Annotated in this window: 14 protein-coding genes; 3 read left to right on the top strand and 11 right to left on the bottom strand. The window is 68.7% G+C overall.

Annotation, left to right across the window (positions count from 1 at the left end):
- Window positions 1-29: 29 nt before the first annotated feature.
- The 5 genes from prcB to arc form a co-directional block, all read right to left on the bottom strand.
- Window positions 30-875 carry a proteasome subunit beta gene (prcB, locus tag ACIRD7_RS32340; RefSeq protein ID WP_403459168.1) on the bottom strand — a complete coding sequence of 282 codons (846 nt, stop codon included), beginning with the start codon at window positions 873-875 and terminating at the stop codon, window positions 30-32.
- Complete coding sequence (locus ACIRD7_RS32335) at window positions 827-1,438, bottom strand: endonuclease VII domain-containing protein (RefSeq protein ID WP_403459167.1); 612 nt, start codon at window positions 1,436-1,438, stop codon at window positions 827-829. Before ACIRD7_RS32335 ends, prcB begins: the two co-directional genes overlap by 49 nt.
- A gap of 43 nt (window positions 1,439-1,481) precedes the next feature.
- On the bottom strand, window positions 1,482-1,700 hold the full coding sequence (locus tag ACIRD7_RS32330; RefSeq protein ID WP_403459166.1) for a ubiquitin-like protein Pup: 219 nt from the start codon (window positions 1,698-1,700) through the stop codon (window positions 1,482-1,484).
- Window positions 1,701-1,898: 198 nt separating this feature from the next.
- The gene (dop, locus tag ACIRD7_RS32325; protein WP_403459165.1) at window positions 1,899-3,410 is read right to left on the bottom strand and encodes a depupylase/deamidase Dop; all 1,512 of its coding nucleotides are present in this window, start codon (window positions 3,408-3,410) and stop codon (window positions 1,899-1,901) included.
- Between the two features lie 235 nt (window positions 3,411-3,645).
- Complete coding sequence (gene arc, locus ACIRD7_RS32320) at window positions 3,646-5,412, bottom strand: proteasome ATPase (protein ID WP_403459164.1); 1,767 nt, start codon at window positions 5,410-5,412, stop codon at window positions 3,646-3,648.
- Window positions 5,413-5,658: 246 nt separating this feature from the next.
- Here arc and ACIRD7_RS32315 point away from each other — a divergent pair, with 246 nt between their 5' ends.
- Complete coding sequence (locus tag ACIRD7_RS32315; protein ID WP_403459163.1) at window positions 5,659-5,964, top strand: ferredoxin; 306 nt, start codon at window positions 5,659-5,661, stop codon at window positions 5,962-5,964.
- 58 nt (window positions 5,965-6,022) lie between these two features.
- On the opposite strand, the gene ACIRD7_RS32310 is transcribed toward ACIRD7_RS32315, so the two are convergent.
- From ACIRD7_RS32310 to ACIRD7_RS32300, 3 genes are all read right to left on the bottom strand, one after another.
- Entirely contained in the window at window positions 6,023-6,601 is a 579-nt protein-coding gene (locus ACIRD7_RS32310; RefSeq protein WP_403459162.1) for a hypothetical protein, read from the bottom strand.
- Between the two features lie 275 nt (window positions 6,602-6,876).
- Window positions 6,877-7,779, bottom strand: a complete 903-nt coding sequence (locus ACIRD7_RS32305; protein ID WP_403459161.1) for a tRNA (adenine-N1)-methyltransferase — start codon at window positions 7,777-7,779, stop codon at window positions 6,877-6,879.
- Between the two features lie 64 nt (window positions 7,780-7,843).
- On the bottom strand, window positions 7,844-9,397 hold the full coding sequence (locus ACIRD7_RS32300; RefSeq protein ID WP_403459160.1) for a site-2 protease family protein: 1,554 nt from the start codon (window positions 9,395-9,397) through the stop codon (window positions 7,844-7,846).
- Between the two features lie 176 nt (window positions 9,398-9,573).
- On the opposite strand from ACIRD7_RS32300, the gene ACIRD7_RS32295 reads away from it, so the two are divergent.
- Window positions 9,574-10,671 (top strand): RecB family exonuclease, encoded by a 1,098-nt coding sequence (locus ACIRD7_RS32295; RefSeq protein ID WP_403459159.1) that lies wholly within the window; start codon window positions 9,574-9,576, stop codon window positions 10,669-10,671.
- A gap of 14 nt (window positions 10,672-10,685) precedes the next feature.
- Window positions 10,686-11,357 carry a response regulator transcription factor gene (locus ACIRD7_RS32290; protein ID WP_058926326.1) on the top strand — a complete coding sequence of 224 codons (672 nt, stop codon included), beginning with the start codon at window positions 10,686-10,688 and terminating at the stop codon, window positions 11,355-11,357.
- Between the two features lie 81 nt (window positions 11,358-11,438).
- Here ACIRD7_RS32290 and ACIRD7_RS32285 read toward each other — a convergent pair whose 3' ends face one another.
- The 3 genes from ACIRD7_RS32285 to ACIRD7_RS32275 all read right to left on the bottom strand — a co-directional run bounded on the left by ACIRD7_RS32285 (window position 11,439) and on the right by ACIRD7_RS32275 (window position 15,843).
- Complete coding sequence (locus tag ACIRD7_RS32285; RefSeq protein ID WP_403459157.1) at window positions 11,439-13,019, bottom strand: ABC transporter substrate-binding protein; 1,581 nt, start codon at window positions 13,017-13,019, stop codon at window positions 11,439-11,441.
- Between the two features lie 99 nt (window positions 13,020-13,118).
- Window positions 13,119-14,723 (bottom strand): ABC transporter substrate-binding protein, encoded by a 1,605-nt coding sequence (locus ACIRD7_RS32280; RefSeq protein ID WP_403459156.1) that lies wholly within the window; start codon window positions 14,721-14,723, stop codon window positions 13,119-13,121.
- Between the two features lie 424 nt (window positions 14,724-15,147).
- Window positions 15,148-15,843, bottom strand: a complete 696-nt coding sequence (locus tag ACIRD7_RS32275) for an HAD family hydrolase (RefSeq protein WP_403459155.1) — start codon at window positions 15,841-15,843, stop codon at window positions 15,148-15,150.
- Window positions 15,844-15,904: the final 61 nt, after the last annotated feature.

Below are 15,904 nucleotides of genomic sequence, written 5' to 3'. Positions count from 1 at the left end.
ACAGGATCACCTTGATAAGACCGGGCCGCCTAGAGCAGCGCGGCCCGCGGGCCGTCGGGCTGCTCCAGACGCCGCTCCAGGATGGAACGGGCGATCTCGGAGGACTCGTCATCGCCCAGCCGACGGAATCCGTCCTCGGTGATCACGGTGACGATCGGGTAGATCCGGCGGGCGACATCGGGACCACCGGTCGCCGAGTCGTCGTCAGCCGCGTCGTAGAGGGCCTGCACCACGAGCGTCGTGGCCTCGGCCTCGCTCAGGTCGTCACGGAAGAGCTTCTTCATGGCGCCCCGCGCGAAGATCGAACCGGAGCCGGTGGCGGCGAAGCCGTGCTCCTCGGAGCGGCCGCCGGTGACGTCGTACGAGAAGATCCGCCCCTTCTCCCGGTCGACGTCGTACCCGGCGAAGAGCGGCACGACGGCCAGGCCCTGCATCGCCATGCCCAGGTTCGACCGGATCATCGTCGACAGCCGGTTCGCCTTGCCCTCCAGCGACAGCTGGGCGCCCTCGACCTTCTCGAAGTGCTCCAGCTCCAGCTGGAAGAGCTTGACCATCTCGACGGCCAGGCCGGCGGTGCCGGCGATACCGACGGCCGAGTACTCGTCGGCGGGGAACACCTTCTCGATGTCGCGCTGCGCGATGACGTTGCCCATGGTGGCGCGGCGGTCACCCGCGAGCACGACGCCCCCGGGGAACGTCACGGACACGATGGTCGTGCCGTGCGGCGCCTCGATCACACCCTGCGTCGGCGGCAGTTGACGCTTGCCGGGCAGCAGCTCCGGCTGGTGCTCGGAGAGGAAGTCCATGAAGGAGGACGACCCAGGCGTCAGGAAGGCAGCTGGTAGACGCCCGGTGCTACGAGTGTTGGCTTCCACGCGATTCCTTCCACGTAAGCAGCAGCCCGCCTTATGACGTCGGGCCGATCCTTGAACTGCCCCAGTGCGGCGTTGCAGCTGAAGCACAGTACGCCACGGACCCTACCCGTCTCGTGGCAGTGATCCACATGCTCGGGCAGGGCTGCCAAACATATGCAGCAGACGCCTCCTTGAGAGGCGACCAGCTGTTCGCGCTCGACTTCGGTGATGCCGTACTGGCGCTTCAGATGGTCTCGCCGACTCTGGATCGCCCGGCACGCCCTGCACCGCGTCGACAGGCCGTCGGACGCGCTTGCGTTGCGGTGCCACTCGCTGTGCGGCTTCACTTCATTGCATGTCCGGCAGAGCTTGTGCCCGGCCGGGACGTCCACGCTTTCCCGGACCGACTTCCCCATGGCCTCCCGGCGACGCCGATAGTGCGCGGCACTGTACTCCGCCACGCACTCCCGGCATCGCACCTGGAGGCCATCACGCCGGTTCTTGTCCCGTGCGAATGCCTGAGGAGGCAAGTCTCGCTTGCAACCCGTGCATTGCTTGGCATTCGGATCCCCAGCCACCCTCATCCCCCGCAACCTTCGATCCGAAGGAGAAAGCGGCTCGAATCCTCTACTGGCCACCCTTTTGCACGAAGGAGCGCACGAAATCCTCGGCGTTTTCCTCGAGTACGTCGTCAATCTCGTCCAGAACCGAGTCGACGTCATCGCTCAGCTTCTCGTGCCGCTCCTTGACGTCCTCGGAGGCCTGCGCTTCCGCCGACTGCTCCTCGACCTCCTCCGTGGAGCGCGTGGCCTTCTGCTGTCCGCCGCCGGTGTCCTTGGTTGCCATATCCCTCACCCCGCTCATCTCGCCCGACATGGTCGACAGGTCGGCATTCCTGCCGATCGGTGATGATCAGACCCTACAAGCCGGGTCTGACATCGGCCCCGCAGTTTCTCCAACGTACGGGGGCCATCTCGATGATTCCCGGACGCCGGGTTTTCCACCCTGCCCAGCCGGCGTCCGGCCGACACCGCCCGAGTACCCTCAGCCTCCCGACAGGACCCTGACCAGGTCTTCTGCCGTGCGACAGCGGTCCAGGAGCTCCTTGACGTGATTTCGCGTTCCGCGAAGCGGTTCCAGGGTTGGGACCCGCTGGAGGGAGTCCCGGCCGGGGAGATCGAAGATGACCGAGTCCCAGGAGGCCGCGGCGACGTCGTCGGCGTACTGCTCCAGGCAGCGGCCGCGGAAGTACGCGCGCGTGTCCTCCGGCGGCTTCGCCTTCGCCCGCTCGACGGTCTCCTCGTCCATCAGGCGCTTCATCCGGCCGCGGGCCGCCAGACGGTTGTAGAGGCCCTTCTCGGGGCGTACGTCGGCGTACTGGAGGTCCACCAGGTGGAGCCGGGCTGCGTCCCAGTCGAGGTCGTCGCGGCGCCGGTAGCCCTCCATGAGCTCGCGCTTGGCGACCCAGTCCAGTTCGCCGGCGAGGCTCATCGGATCCCGCTCCAGGCGGTTCAGGGTGTCCTCCCAGCGGGAGAGGACGTCCTTGGTCTGCTCGTCGGCGTCGGCGCCGAAGCGCTCCTCCACGTATTTGCGGGACAGCTCGTAGTACTCCATCTGCAGTTGTACGGCCGTGAGTGTGCGGCCGCTGCGGAGCGTGACCAGGCGCTGGAGGGACGGGTCGTGCGAGACCTGGTGCAGCGTGCGTACGGGCTGGTCGACGGCCAGGTCGACGGCGATGAAGCCGTCCTCGATCATCGACAGGACGAGGGCCGTGGTGCCCAGCTTGAGGTACGTGGAGATCTCGGACAGGTTCGCGTCGCCGATGATCACGTGCAGCCGTCGGTATTTCTCGGCGTCCGCGTGCGGTTCGTCCCGGGTGTTGATGATGGGGCGCTTGAGGGTCGTCTCCAGGCCGACCTCGACCTCGAAGTAGTCCGCTCGCTGGCTGAGCTGGAAGCCGTGCTCGTGGCCGTCCTGACCGATGCCGACGCGGCCCGCTCCGGCGAAGACCTGACGGGAGACGAAGAAGGGCGTGAGGTGGCGCACGATGTCCGAGAAGGGGGTTTCCCGCTTCATCAGGTAGTTCTCGTGCGTGCCGTAGGACGCGCCCTTGTTGTCGGTGTTGTTCTTGTACAGGTGGATGGGCTGGGCACCAGGGAGCTGTGCGGCCCGCTCGGCGGCCTCGGCCATGATCCGTTCGCCGGCCTTGTCCCAGAGGACGGCGTCCCGGGGGTTGGTGACCTCGGGCGCGCTGTACTCGGGGTGCGCGTGGTCGACGTAGAGCCGTGCTCCGTTGGTGAGGATGACGTTGGCCAGGCCGATGTCCTCGTCGGTGAGCTGGCTGGCGTCGGCGGCCTCGCGGGCGAGGTCGAAGCCTCGCGCGTCCCGCAGCGGGTTCTCCTCCTCGAAGTCCCAGCGGGCCCGCCGGGCCCGGTGCATCGCCGCCGCGTAGGCGTTGACGATCTGGGATGAGGTGAGCATGGCATTGGCGTTGGGGTGGCCGGGGACGGAGATCCCGTACTCCGTCTCGATGCCCATTACTCGCCGTACGGTCATGCGGCCCTCCTTGCCCGGCGGCACCCTCGGTCGTGGGCGCCGCGCAGATACCGCTGGCGCTCGGTTGCGTGTGCGGTGCCCGTCCCCGCACTGCGCGACTCGGCGGTACGGAAGAGCCTAGAGCGCCTTCGCCCTGGTGGGGAGATCATTTGCGTCATTGCTGGATCCGAGCGTTCGCCGGAAAAACAGTGGGCTGCGGGTACCCCGGTGAGGGCACCCGCAGCCGCCCTGTCTCTTACAGGTACTGACCGGTGTTCGCCACCGTGTCGATGGAGCGTCCGGTGTCCGCGCCCTGCTTTCCGGTGATGAGGGTGCGGATGTAGACGATCCGCTCGCCCTTCTTTCCGGAGATCCGGGCCCAGTCGTCCGGGTTGGTGGTGTTGGGCAGGTCCTCGTTCTCCTTGAACTCGTCCACGCAGGCCTGGAGCAGGTGGGAGACGCGGAGGCCCTTCTGGTTGTGCTCGAGGAAGTCCTTGATCGCCATCTTCTTGGCGCGGCCCACGATGTTCTCGATCATGGCGCCGGAGTTGAAGTCCTTGAAGTAGAGGACTTCCTTGTCGCCATTGGCGTACGTGACCTCCAGGAAGCGGTTCTCCTCGGATTCGGCGTACATCTGCTCGACGGCGGTCTGGATCATGCTCTGGACCGTCATCGACTTGTCGCCGCTGTGCTCGCCGAGGTCCTCCGAGTGCAGCGGGAGGCGTTCGGTGAGGTACTTGCCGAAGATGTCCTTGGCGGCCTCGGCGTCGGGACGCTCGATCTTGATCTTCACGTCCAGGCGGCCGGGGCGCAGGATGGCCGGGTCGATCATGTCCTCACGGTTGGAGGCACCGATCACGACCACGTTCTGCAGGCCCTCCACACCGTCGATCTCGGCGAGGAGCTGCGGGACGATGGTGTTCTCCACGTCCGAGCTGACTCCGGAGCCACGGGTGCGGAACAGGGACTCCATCTCGTCGAAGAAGACGATGACGGGCGTGCCCTCGGAGGCCTTCTCACGCGCACGCTGGAAGACGAGGCGGATCTGCCGCTCGGTCTCGCCGACGTACTTGTTCAGCAGCTCGGGGCCCTTGATGTTGAGGAAGAAGCTCTTGCCCGCGGCCACGCCGGTGACTTCGGCGACCTTCTTCGCCAGCGAATTGGCGACGGCCTTGGCGATGAGCGTCTTGCCGCATCCAGGGGGCCCGTAGAGCAGGACGCCCTTGGGCGGGCGCAGTTCGTGCTCCTTGAACAGGTCCGGGTAGAGGTACGGCAGCTCGACGGCGTCGCGGATGGCCTCGATCTGGCCGCCCAGGCCGCCGATCTGCTCGTAGCCGATGTCGGGAACCTCTTCGAGGACGAGTTCCTCGACCTCGCTCTTCGGAACGATCTCGTAAACATAGCCGGAGCGGGGTTCGAGCAGCAGGGCGTCACCGGGGCGGATGTTCACGCCGCGCAATGGCTCGGCGAGCCGTACCACCCGTTCCTCGTCGGTGTGCCCGAGCACCAGGGCCCGTTCGCCGTCCTCGAGGATCTCCTTGAGGGTGACGATGTCCCCGACGCTCTCGAATTCCATGGCCTCGACCACGTTGAGGGCTTCGTTGAGCATCAGCTCCTGGCCGCGCCGGAGGTCGTCGAGTTCGACGCTCGGGCTGACATTCACGCGGAGTTTGCGTCCTCCGGTGAAGATGTCGGCGGTGCCGTCCTCATTGGCTTGCAGGAAGACACCGAAGCCGGCCGGCGGCTGGGCGAGCCGGTCGACCTCTTCCTTGAGGGCCACGATCTGGTCGCGGGCCTCACGGAGCGTGTTCGCGAGACGCTCGTTCTGTGCGGACACGCCGGCCAGATTGGTCTGCAACTCGACGATCCGCTCTTCGAGAATCCTCGTGTGTCGCGGAGAGTCGGCGAGCTTGCGTCGCAGGACGGCGATCTCCTGCTCAAGGTAGGCAATCTGCCCGGCCGGGTCGTCGGACCCTCGTCCCGGGCGGATGCCGCGGTTCATGTCGTCGTCGTGGGCTGCCACGGTCCTCACCTCCTCCAAGGGGAGCTGGACGCTTCCAGACCCTACCTGGGTGGGTGTCGATTGAAACCCCTAGATCACAAAGACGGTCGGGGTGTGTCCGATCTTCACCCTTGCGCTCTCCCTCACGCCAGGGGAATACCCACCGGACATGATTGGAACCCAGCTCCAGGTAGGGTCGAACCGTTCAACACCCGTCAGAGCTGGCCGGATTCCCGTCCGGCTCGGGGCAGGCAGAGGGCAGGAGAGATGAGCGTGGAGCAGGCGGCCGGGGTCGAGGGTGAGGCGCTGGAGGTCTGGATCGACCAGGATCTCTGTACCGGTGACGGCATCTGTGCCCAGTACGCGCCCGAGGTGTTCGAGCTGGACATCGACGGTCTGGCCTACGTGAAGGGCTCCGAGGACGAGCTTTTGCAGGCCAAGGGGGCCACAACGCCCGTTCCGCTGCCGCTTCTCACGGATGTCGTGGACTCGGCGAAGGAGTGTCCGGGCGAGTGCATCCACGTACGTCGGGTTTCGGACAGGGTCGAGGTGTTCGGCCCGGACGCCGAGTGACCTTGTCTGTACGGGCTGTTACGACTGTCTGATTTCTCACAACCGTCGGTGGCGGGCGTCAGACGCTGTGGGCACCGGCCGGTGTCGAGCGGACGAACGAGCCATTCTTCCACTGCCACTTCGCGCTGTCCTTCACGTCGGGGCAGCAACGGGGTACGTCGTCCGACGAGTAGCCGAGCAGGTCGGCGTTGACGGCTCCGTCGCGGATCGCGAGGTCACTGACGGTGATGCTGTCCTTCGGGTCGACGAGCGTCGCGACGAGGCGGGGTGTGGCGGTGTCCTTCGCGGGCGTCAGGACGTAGACACCGTCGGGCGGGGTGCCCATCGGGGAGTCGCAGTGCACGACGGCCACGGTCTCGGGGCTGCCGTCCCCGTCGAGGTCTCCGCTCGCCTTCTTGACCACGATCGCCTTCACGGGGCCGCATTGGAGCGGGAAGTCGACGCGCGCCGGGTCGGGGGGCGTGAGCGCCGCGGGGGCGTGCTTCGTCTCCGGGCCGGCTGCCTGGGCCGCCGTCGCCGCGTGGGGCTGGAGGACCGAGGAGAGCGCCACGACACCGGCGACCGCTGTGGCGGTGGCGAGCCAGTGGATGGGGCGGGTGTGGGTGTGTGCCAGTTCCGGGACGGCGGATTGCTGCACTAGGAGCGTCTCCTGTGAGGGCTGTGCCGGTGGGGGTGGGTGGCCAGCATCGTGCCACACGTCACATGCTGGGGGAACGGCGGGGGTGTGGAGTTCACGTGCCGAATGTCCGGCGGGCGGTGGTGCGGGCGGGGCGTAGGGCGCGCTCGAGGCGGTCGGTCCAGGGCGTGTCGCGTCAACCGGAGGGGTCAACGAAAAGGCGCCGCGGTCGAGTTCCGGGGCTGTTCCGGGAACTCGACCGCAGCGCTTGTACGTTGGATGGGTACGAGGCTGCCTCAGCGGGCGGAGCCGCCGTCGGCGTTGGGGCCTTCGTAGTCCTCGCCGTAGGCGCCCTTGGCGGGGCGGCGGCGGCGCATGGGCGGCTCGACCCCGTCGGCGAGGCGGCGGGCGGTGAGCAGGAAGCCGGTGTGGCCGATCATCCGGTGATCGGGGCGGACGGCCAGGCCCTCGATGTGCCAGTTGCGGATCATCGTCTCCCAGGCGGTCGGCTCGTTGAAGCAGCCGATCTCGCGGATGGACTCGACGGTCCGGGCGAGCTGGGTGGTGGTGGCGACGTAGCAGCACACGATGCCGCCGGGGACGAGCGCCTTGGAGACGGCTTCCAGGCACTCCCAGGGGGCGAGCATGTCGAGGATGACGCGGTCGACCTCGGTGTCGCTGAGGTTGTCCTGGAGGTCGCCGACGGTGAGCTGCCAGGCGGGGTGCGGGCCGCCGAAGTAGCGCTCCACGTTCTGCCGGGCGATGTCGGCGAAGTCCTCGCGGCGCTCGTAGGAGTGCAGCATGCCCTGGTCGCCGATGGCGCGCAGCAGGAAGCTGCTGAGCGAGCCGGAGCCGACGCCGGCCTCGACGACGCGGGCGCCGGGGAAGATGTCGGCGAAGGCGAGGATCTGTCCCGCGTCCTTCGGGTAGACGACGGCCGCCCCGCGGGGCATGGACAGGACGTAGTCGGGGAGCAGGGGGCGCAGCGCGAGGTAGGCGACGTTCCCGGTGGTGCGGACAACGCTGCCCTCGGGAGCGCCGATCAGTTCGTCGTGCGGGAAGGAACCCTTGTGGGTGTGGAAGTTCTTCCCGGCTTCGAGCGTGAACGTGTAGTGGCGGCCCTTGGGGTCGGTCAGCTGAACCTGGTCCCCGACCTTGAAGGGCCCGCGACGGCGGGCGGCACCGGTCGGTTCGGACATGTGAACAGCCTACCGGCGTTTCGGGGGCCCGCGGACCACGGGCGGGCGCCTGGGAGCGGGCCGCTCAGTTCGGGCGGGCCATGGCCTTGACGAAGGCGCGCTCGACGTCGGCCGCGGACAGGACGCCGAAGATCTCGCCGGTCTCCTCGACGACCAGGTACTCGGTGGCCGGGCTGGCGCGCAGGGCGTCGAGGAGGTCCTCCCCCGCCAGTTCGGCGGAGACGCGCATGCCGTCGGTCAGCTCCTGGGCGAGGCCGCTGACGGCGACCCAGGGGCGGCGGTGCTCGGGTACGCCGACGATGGCGGCCTCGCGGACGAGGGAGTGGGGGTTGCCGTCGGCGTCGACGACGACCAGCGCGCGGGCGCCGGCGGCGTTGGCGCGGCGCAGGGCCTCGGAGAGGGGGGTGTCGCTCTCGACGGGTACGGCGCGGCGGGTGAGGGTGCGGGCGCGCAGCTCGGGGAGGTGTTCGCGCAGGCGGGCCATGCGCAGGCTGTTGCCGGCGCCGGTCCAGATGATCGCGGCGAGGATGGCCGCGAGCAGGGCGTCCAGGACAGTGTCCATGCCGACGTTGTCGACGGCGTCGGAGCCGAGAAGGCCGGACTGGGTGAGCAGCGGGAGCCCGACGAGGACGGAGACAGCGAGGGCGCGGCCGACCCAGGCGGCGGCGACGGTGCCGCTCATGGGCCTGCCGGTGATCTTCCAGACGACCGCGCGGAGCATGCGGCCGCCGTCGAGGGGCAGGCCGGGCAGCAGGTTGAAGGCGGCCACGATCAGGTTGGAGATCATGAGGCCCGCGAGCAGGACGCCGGGCACGGTGCCTGGTTCGACGATCTGCATGGCGCCGTAGAAGACGCCGGCGAGGGCGAGGGAGAGCAGCGGTCCGACGAAGGCCAGGACGAACTCCCGGCCGGGTGTCTCGGCCTCCTTCTCGATCTCGGAGACCCCGCCGAAGAACTGGAGCTGGATCCGGCGTACGGGCAGCTTGAAGCGGAGGGCCGCGACCGTGTGGGCGAGCTCGTGGACGAGGACGGAGGCGTAGAAGGCGACGGCGAAGAACAGGGAGACCAGGTAGCGGGCGGCTCCGAGCTCGGGCAGCACGCGGTCGAGCTGTCCGCCGAACACCCAGGTGATCAGCGCGGCGACGAGAAACCAGCTGGGCGCGACGTAGACGGGGACGCCGAACGGCCGTCCCATCAGCAGACCGCCCCGGGGGTCCTTGGGGCGCTGCGGCGGACGGCCCTTGGTGGTGCCGGATTGGGCGAGGGTGCGGTCGCCTGGGCCGGAGGGCTCGTCGCCGGCGGGCTGGCTGTCGGGGGTGCGGGGCTCGGCGGAGCCGCCGGGGGCGGGGGTGCTTTCGGCGTCCTTCGTGGGGTACTCGCCGGGCTCGTCGCCGGCGGCGGAGCCGCCCGCCTCGGAGTCGGAACCGTCCGCCGGGGAGGTCTCGCGCGCGGATGCGTCCTCCGGCGCGTCGAACCGCCCGCTCTCCCCGTGCTGTTCGTCGGACGGGGTGGTCTCGGGGCGGGTGGAATCGGTGGCCGGGGTCGTCCGGTCCGGTCGGCGCTCGGTCGACTCGCCGGTGCCGGACCGCGGCTGCCCGCTCCCGCCGCTCTCGTCCACGGTGTCCCCTCGTTCGAAGCGTCTTCCGCGCCTGCCGGGCGGAAGGGTCTCGGGTCGATGGTATGCGGCCGTGCTGACTCGTTTCGCTCCGGCACCCCCCTCAGTTCCCCCTTGCGTACCGGAGGTAACGGCCGGAGTGGGGTCACTGTCAGTGCCGGGCCGTAAGGTCTGTGGTCATGGAGACGAGCACGGAGGGTGCCGCGCCGGACGGCGGCGGTGACGTCGCGCCGGTGGAGGCACCGGCGGCACAGACGGCGGCGGCACCGGTGACAGGGCTGGTGGCGGACGAGAACGCGGCAGGGGCGGGCGGTACCGCGGTGCCGGCCGAGGCGGGTGAGCAGGCGGCGACGGACACCTCCGCGACCGACGCCGGGCCCGCTCCCACACCCACATCCACCCCCACCGACAGGAAGCTCCTCCCGGTCATACCTCCGACCTCGCTCTCCCCTTCCCGCGCCGGCGACTTCATGCAGTGCCCCCTGCTCTACCGGTTCCGGGTGATCGACCGACTGCCCGAGAAGCCGAGCGCCGCGGCGACCAAGGGAACGCTCGTGCACGCCGTGCTGGAGCGGCTCTTCGACGCGCCGGCCGCCGAGCGGACCGCCCCGCGTGCCAAGTCGCTCATCCCCGGTCAGTGGGACCGGCTGCGGGAGAGCCGGCCGGAGGTCGTGGAGCTGTTCGCGGACGATCCCGAGGGCGAGCGGCTGGCGGCCTGGCTGGGTGAGGCGGAGCAGCTCGTCGAGCGCTGGTTCGGGCTTGAGGACCCGACCCGTCTGGAGCCCGCCGAGCGGGAGCTGTTCGTCGAGGCCGAGCTGGACTCGGGGCTCAAGCTGCGCGGGATCATCGACCGGGTCGACGTGGCGCCCACGGGTGAGGTGCGGATCGTCGACTACAAGACGGGCAAGGCGCCCAGGCCCGAGTACGCCGAGGGCGCGCTGTTCCAGATGAAGTTCTACGCCCTGGTGGTCTGGCGGCTGAAGAACGTCGTGCCCAGGCGGCTTCAGCTCGTCTATCTGGGCAGCGGTGACGTGCTGACGTACGACCCGGTCCTCGCCGACCTGCAGCGGGTCGAGCGCAAGCTGCTCGCGCTGTGGGACGCGATCCGGCTGGCGACGGAGACGGGCGAGTGGCGTCCCCGGCCGACGAAGCTGTGCGGCTGGTGCGACCACCAGGCCCACTGCCCGGAATTCGGGGGCACTCCCCCGCCGTATCCGCTCCCGGTCAGGGCGGGCGAGTCCGGCGCTGGTCCGCAGGGCAGAATGGGGCCGGACTAGCGAAGGAGACTTACGTGGCCATCCGCGTCCTACTGGTCGACGACCAGCCCCTGCTGCGCACCGGCTTCCGGATGATCCTGGAGGCCGAGCAGGATCTCGCGGTCGTGGGCGAGGCCGGTGACGGTCTGCAGGCCCTCGACCAGGTCCGGGCCCTGCAGCCCGACGTGGTCCTGATGGACATCCGTATGCCCCGGATGGACGGGGTGGAGGCGACGCGGCAGATCACCGGCCCCGGGCGGGACGGCCCGGCGAAGGTGCTGGTGCTGACCACCTTCGATCTCGACGAGTACGTGGTGGAGGCGCTGAGGGCGGGGGCCAGCGGCTTCCTGCTGAAGGACGCCCCGGCCAACGAGCTGGTGCAGGCGATCCGCGTGGTCGCCGCCGGTGAGGCGATGCTCGCGCCGAGCATCACGCGCCGCCTGCTCGACAAGTACGCCACGCATCTCCCCTCGGGCGACGAGCCGGTGCCGGACACCCTGCACACGCTCACCGAGCGCGAGGTGGAGGTGCTGAAGCTGGTGGCGCGGGGGCTGTCCAACGCCGAGATCGCGGCGGACCTGTTCGTCAGCGAGACCACGGTGAAGACCCATGTCGGGCATGTGCTGACCAAGCTGGGCCTGCGCGACCGGGTGCAGGCGGCGGTGTACGCGTACGAGAGCGGTCTGGTGCGTCCCGGGGCGCAGTAGGCGGTCGGTCGGTACGACGAAGAGGGCGCCCCTTCCGAGAAAGGGACGCCCTCAGCGCTTGTGAACGGGTGCGGCCGGGTGTCAGCCCTTGCTGAGCTCCCAGAAGCGGAACACGGTCGACGCGTCGAGGCAGTACTCCAGGCCGTAGACGTTGTCGCGGACCACGGCGTACTGCTTGGCCTGCCAGACCGGCAGGACGGGCAGGTCCCTGGCCACGATGTCCTGGAGCTGGCCGAAGTCGTCGTCCGTCGCGGAGCGGTCGCTCTCGGCGGCGGTGCGCGGGATGATCGAGCCGGTGATGGCCTTGTTGCTGTAGTTGTTGCTCAGCACGTTGCCCTCGCCGAAGAACGGGGCCGTGAAGTTGTCGGCGTCCGGGTAGTCCGGGATCCAGCCCTTCACGTACACGCCGTACTTGCCGTCGGCGATGTCCTTCTCGTACTGGTCGAAGGCGACGGACTGCACATCGGCGTCGAACAGGCCGCTGGCGTTGAGCTGCTGGGCGATGGCCTTCAACTCGTCGTCGGTGGCGGGGCCGTAGCGCGACGGGGTGGACCACAGGGTCAGCTTGACCTTGCCGCTGATGCCCTCGTCCTGAAGCGCGGCCGCGGCCTTGGCCTTGGAGGGGCGGGCACCGTAGGTGTCGAAGAAGGCCGTGTTGTGGCCGCCGATGCCGGCCGGGATGATCGAGTACAGCGGGGTGGCCGTGCCCTGGTAGACGTCCTTGATCAGGGCGTCACGGTCGATGAGGTAGGCGATGGCCTTGCGCACGCCGAGCTTTCCGGCGACCGGGTCGTCCATGTTGAAGACCAGGTGCTGGACCTCGGCGCTGCTGCCCTCGACGACCTCGACGCCCGAGTCGCCGCCGGACTTCTCGATGTCGGCGATGGAGCCGGCACCGAGGCCTCGGTAGGCGATGTCGACCTCCTTCTCGAGGAGTGCCTTCTTCAGGCCCTTCTGGTCCCCGTGGAAGAACCTCATGGTGACGCCGGTGTTCTGGACCTCGGCGGTGCCCTTGTAGTTCTCGTTGACTGAGAAGACGGCCTCGCTGTCGTCGAACTTCTCCAGCTTGTACGGGCCGGAGCCGACCGCGGCGCCGTCCTCGCGCAGGCCGTCGGCGTCGTACTGGTCCTCGTCGACGATGGAACCGGCACCGGAGGCGATCTTGCTCGGGAAGGTCGCGTCGGGGGTGTTGAGCCGGAAGACGACCGTTTTGTCGTCCGGCGTCTCGACCTTCTCGAGCGTGGGGAACATGACCGCGGGGCCGTCGGGGTCGTTGATCTTCAGCATGCGGTCGAAGGAGAACTTGACGTCCTTCGAGGAGAGCTCGTCACCGTTGCTGAACTTCAGGCCGTCCTTGAGCGTGCACTGGTAGACCATGGCCTTGCTGTCGTTGAAGACACACTGCTCGGCGGCCTCGGGCTGCGGCTCGGTGGCGCCCTTGGGGAAGCTGAGCAGCGACTGGAAGACGTTGTTGAACAACAGCCAGGAGCCCGGGTCGTAGCCGGAGGCGGGGTCGGTGGCCAGGACGTCGTCGGACATCCCCATGACCACCGAAGTGCCGGCCCCGCCGGTGTCCCCGTTCTCGGTGCCGCAGCCGGTCAACAGGCCGGAGGCCAGCCCTGCCACGACGGGCAGGACCGGCCACTGGTTGCGCATGTTCACGTACGAGTGCCTTGTCGTCGAATGTGAGGAACCCGGGCCTCGTCCCGGATCCCGGGCCGGCCCGGCGCCCCGGTCGAGGGCGCCGGGCAAGGGGAGACGTCAGCCGCTCACGCCACGGCCGAGCTCCCACAGCTGAAGGGTCGAGGAGGAGTTGAGTACGAACGCCGTACCGGTGACGTCGTCGCCCGCCGCGACGTACTGCTTGCCCTGCCAAAGCGGGAGCACGGGCACGTCGCCGGCGACGATGTCCTGAATCTCCGTCAGGCTGCCGGCGGCGGACAGCCGGTCGGCCGCGCGCCGGGACTCCGGGATCAGGGTGTTGCGGATCGCGCTGTTGTCGTACGGCGAGCCGAGGAAGTTGTCCTTGTCGAGGAACGGCGCGAGGTAGTTGTCGGCGTCGGGGAAGTCGGGGAACCAGCCCATCCCGTAGACGTCGTACTCGCCCTTCTGCTCGGCGGGACGGAACGTCGCCCAGGGGGTGCCCTTGATGTCGACGTCGAACAGGCCGCTGTCGTTGAGCTGCTTCTTCAGCAGCTCGAACTCCTTCTCGGTGGCCGAGCCGTAGTGGTCGGTGGTGTAGTGCAGCGTCAGCTTCACCGGGGTGGTGATGCCGGCCTTCTCCAGCAGCGACCGGGCCTTGCTCGGGTTCGGGTCACCGTAGGTGTTGAAGAACGAGTTGGAGTGGCCGGTGATGCTGGCGGGGACCAGCGAGTAGAGCGGCTCGGCCTGGGAGCCGTAGACCTTGGAGACGAGTTCGCCGCGGTTGATGACCTGGGCCATCGCCTGGCGGACGGCCTTGCTCTTCACGGTCGGGGCGTCGGTGTTGAAGGCCAGGTAGCGGATTTCCAGTCCGGCCATGTCGACGAGGTCGACCTTGTCGTCGGAGTCCGCGGAGAGCTTCTGGATCTGCTCGGGCGACATGGTGCGGGTCATCAGGTCGATGTCGCCCTTGTCGAGGGCGGTGCCCATCTCGTCGGCGTCCGCGAAGTTGCGCAGTTCGACCTTGTCGTTGTTCACCGTCAGGCTCCCCTTGTAGTGGGGGTTCTTGGTGAACACGGCGGAGACCAGCTTGTCGCCCTCGACCTCGGCCTGGAGGGTGTAGGGGCCGGAGCCGTCGACGTCGAAGCCGTCGCGCAGCTTGTCCTTCGCGTAGATGTCCGGGTCGACGATGCCGGCGACCGGGGTGGACAGCTTGAACGGGAAGGTGGCGTCGGCGGTCTTGAGGTGGAAGATGACCTCGCGGTCGCCCTGGGTCTCGACGGTGTCGATGGTGGACAGCAGGGCGAAGACACCGCTGTCGGCCTTCATGGCCATGGCGCGGTCGATGGAGTACTTCACGTCCTTGGCGGTGACGGGGTCACCGTTGGAGAACTTGAGGTCCTTGCGCAGCTCGCAGGCGTAGCGCTCGTTGCCGCTGTCGGTGAAGCCGCAGCTCTGGGCGGCCTCGGGGACCGGCTCGCCCTCGCCGCGCGGCTGGATCATGAGGGTCTGCACGGTCTGGCGCAGGATGTTCCAGGTGCCGACGTCGTAGGCGAAGGCCGGGTCGAGCGGGGCCGGAGCGTCCTTCGAGGCAGTGAACGCGTCCGTGGTGCCGACGACGATCGCGTCGCCACTGTCGCTACCGCTGTCGGTTCCGCCGCAGGCGGCGAGAACCGGCGCGAGCAGGCCGATGACGGCCGGCAGCACCAAAGTCTTGCGGTTCATGCTCGGGTTTCTCCAGCTGTCGACTCCGTGTACCCGACATGCAGGGGTGTTGCAGCGGATCACGGGGGTAAGTTCGATGTTCTCGCGATGAGGTTAGTCCGCGTCCGCAGGAGGGTTCGAAGCGGCCGGAGTTGAGGCTCCATCACGGAGCGGAACCGGGCGCGGACACAACGAAAGGCTGACCCCGGAAGGATTCGTGCACGATCCCATCAATCGGGACACAAGGGTGCGCTCGTGGCCCTGTTTCGCGGGTGCGTGGCACAGGGCAGGGCGCCTGTCGAGGCCCGTTGAAGTGGCGAACGTCACAAACTGAACGTTCTTCGCGGGGACCGGAATTCAGCCATCCGGCAGGTTCGAATTTACCCGCGGAATTCCCGCGTTATCGATGTTGCACGCTGGGTGAACGACGAGCGCTTTTGTGTTGTCAGGCGGCCATGAGCCCACGCAGAAATGCCAGATCGACTTCTTCGAGGGAGCTCACCACGGTGCGGCGGGTCGCGGGCGCGATGGGCGCGATCGACGGCACGGCCACCACATGGCAGCCCGCTGCCTCGGCCGCGGCGACGCCGGTCGCGGTGTCCTCGACGACCGCGCATCTGCTGGGGTCGGCGCCCAGGCCGGAGGCGGCGAGCAGATACGGGTCGGGGTGCGGCTTGGTGCGCGACACCTCGTCACCGGCGACGGTCAGCGCGAAGTACTGGGGCCCGAGGGAGGTGAGCACGCGGTCGATGATGCGCCGGTGCGAGGCGGAGACCAGGGCGGTGGGGATCTCGTGCGCGGCCAGTTCGGCCAGCAGCCGGGCCGCCCCCGGCATCAGCGGCAGGGTGCGGTCGATGCGGTCCTCGAAGCCCTGGTTGAGCAGCGGCGTGAGCTCGGCGATCGTGATGTCGGCGCCGGTGGCCTCGATCAGGAAGCCGGCGCTGCGGGTCATCGGGCCGCCGACCACGACATGGCGCCAGGAGTCGTCGAGGGTGTGACCGAGGCCGGCGAAGATCTCGACCTCGACGTCCCACCAGAAGCCCTCGGTGTCCACCAGCGTGCCGTCCATGTCGAGGAGAACGGCCTGAAGGGCCGACCCGTCGGCCGTACGGGTTACTGGCGCGGGGACCGTACTGGTCATCCTGGCGCACCTCCTTGAGGGGCGGACAGGCCGGCTCCCACTAAGGGAACCGGCCTGCGGT

The sequence above is a fragment of the Streptomyces sp. NPDC093568 genome, from assembly GCF_044764945.1.
Lineage (GTDB): Bacteria > Actinomycetota > Actinomycetes > Streptomycetales > Streptomycetaceae > Streptomyces.
This window is presented reverse-complemented; position numbering and strand designations above follow the sequence as displayed.

What these genes read in the sequence shown, in the direction of transcription:
- ACIRD7_RS32305 (WP_403459161.1), bottom strand. Translation starts at nt 7,779, where the DNA reads ATGTCCGAACCGACCGGTGCCGCCCGCCGTCGCGGGCCCTTCAAGGTC.
- ACIRD7_RS32275 (WP_403459155.1), bottom strand. Translation starts at nt 15,843, where the DNA reads ATGACCAGTACGGTCCCCGCGCCAGTAACCCGTACGGCCGACGGGTCG.
- ACIRD7_RS32330 (WP_403459166.1), bottom strand. Translation starts at nt 1,700, where the DNA reads ATGGCAACCAAGGACACCGGCGGCGGACAGCAGAAGGCCACGCGCTCC.
- ACIRD7_RS32280 (WP_403459156.1), bottom strand. Translation starts at nt 14,723, where the DNA reads ATGAACCGCAAGACTTTGGTGCTGCCGGCCGTCATCGGCCTGCTCGCG.
- ACIRD7_RS32315 (WP_403459163.1), top strand. Translation starts at nt 5,659, where the DNA reads ATGAGCGTGGAGCAGGCGGCCGGGGTCGAGGGTGAGGCGCTGGAGGTC.
- ACIRD7_RS32295 (WP_403459159.1), top strand. Translation starts at nt 9,574, where the DNA reads ATGGAGACGAGCACGGAGGGTGCCGCGCCGGACGGCGGCGGTGACGTC.
- ACIRD7_RS32335 (WP_403459167.1), bottom strand. Translation starts at nt 1,438, where the DNA reads ATGAGGGTGGCTGGGGATCCGAATGCCAAGCAATGCACGGGTTGCAAG.
- dop (WP_403459165.1), bottom strand. Translation starts at nt 3,410, where the DNA reads ATGACCGTACGGCGAGTAATGGGCATCGAGACGGAGTACGGGATCTCC.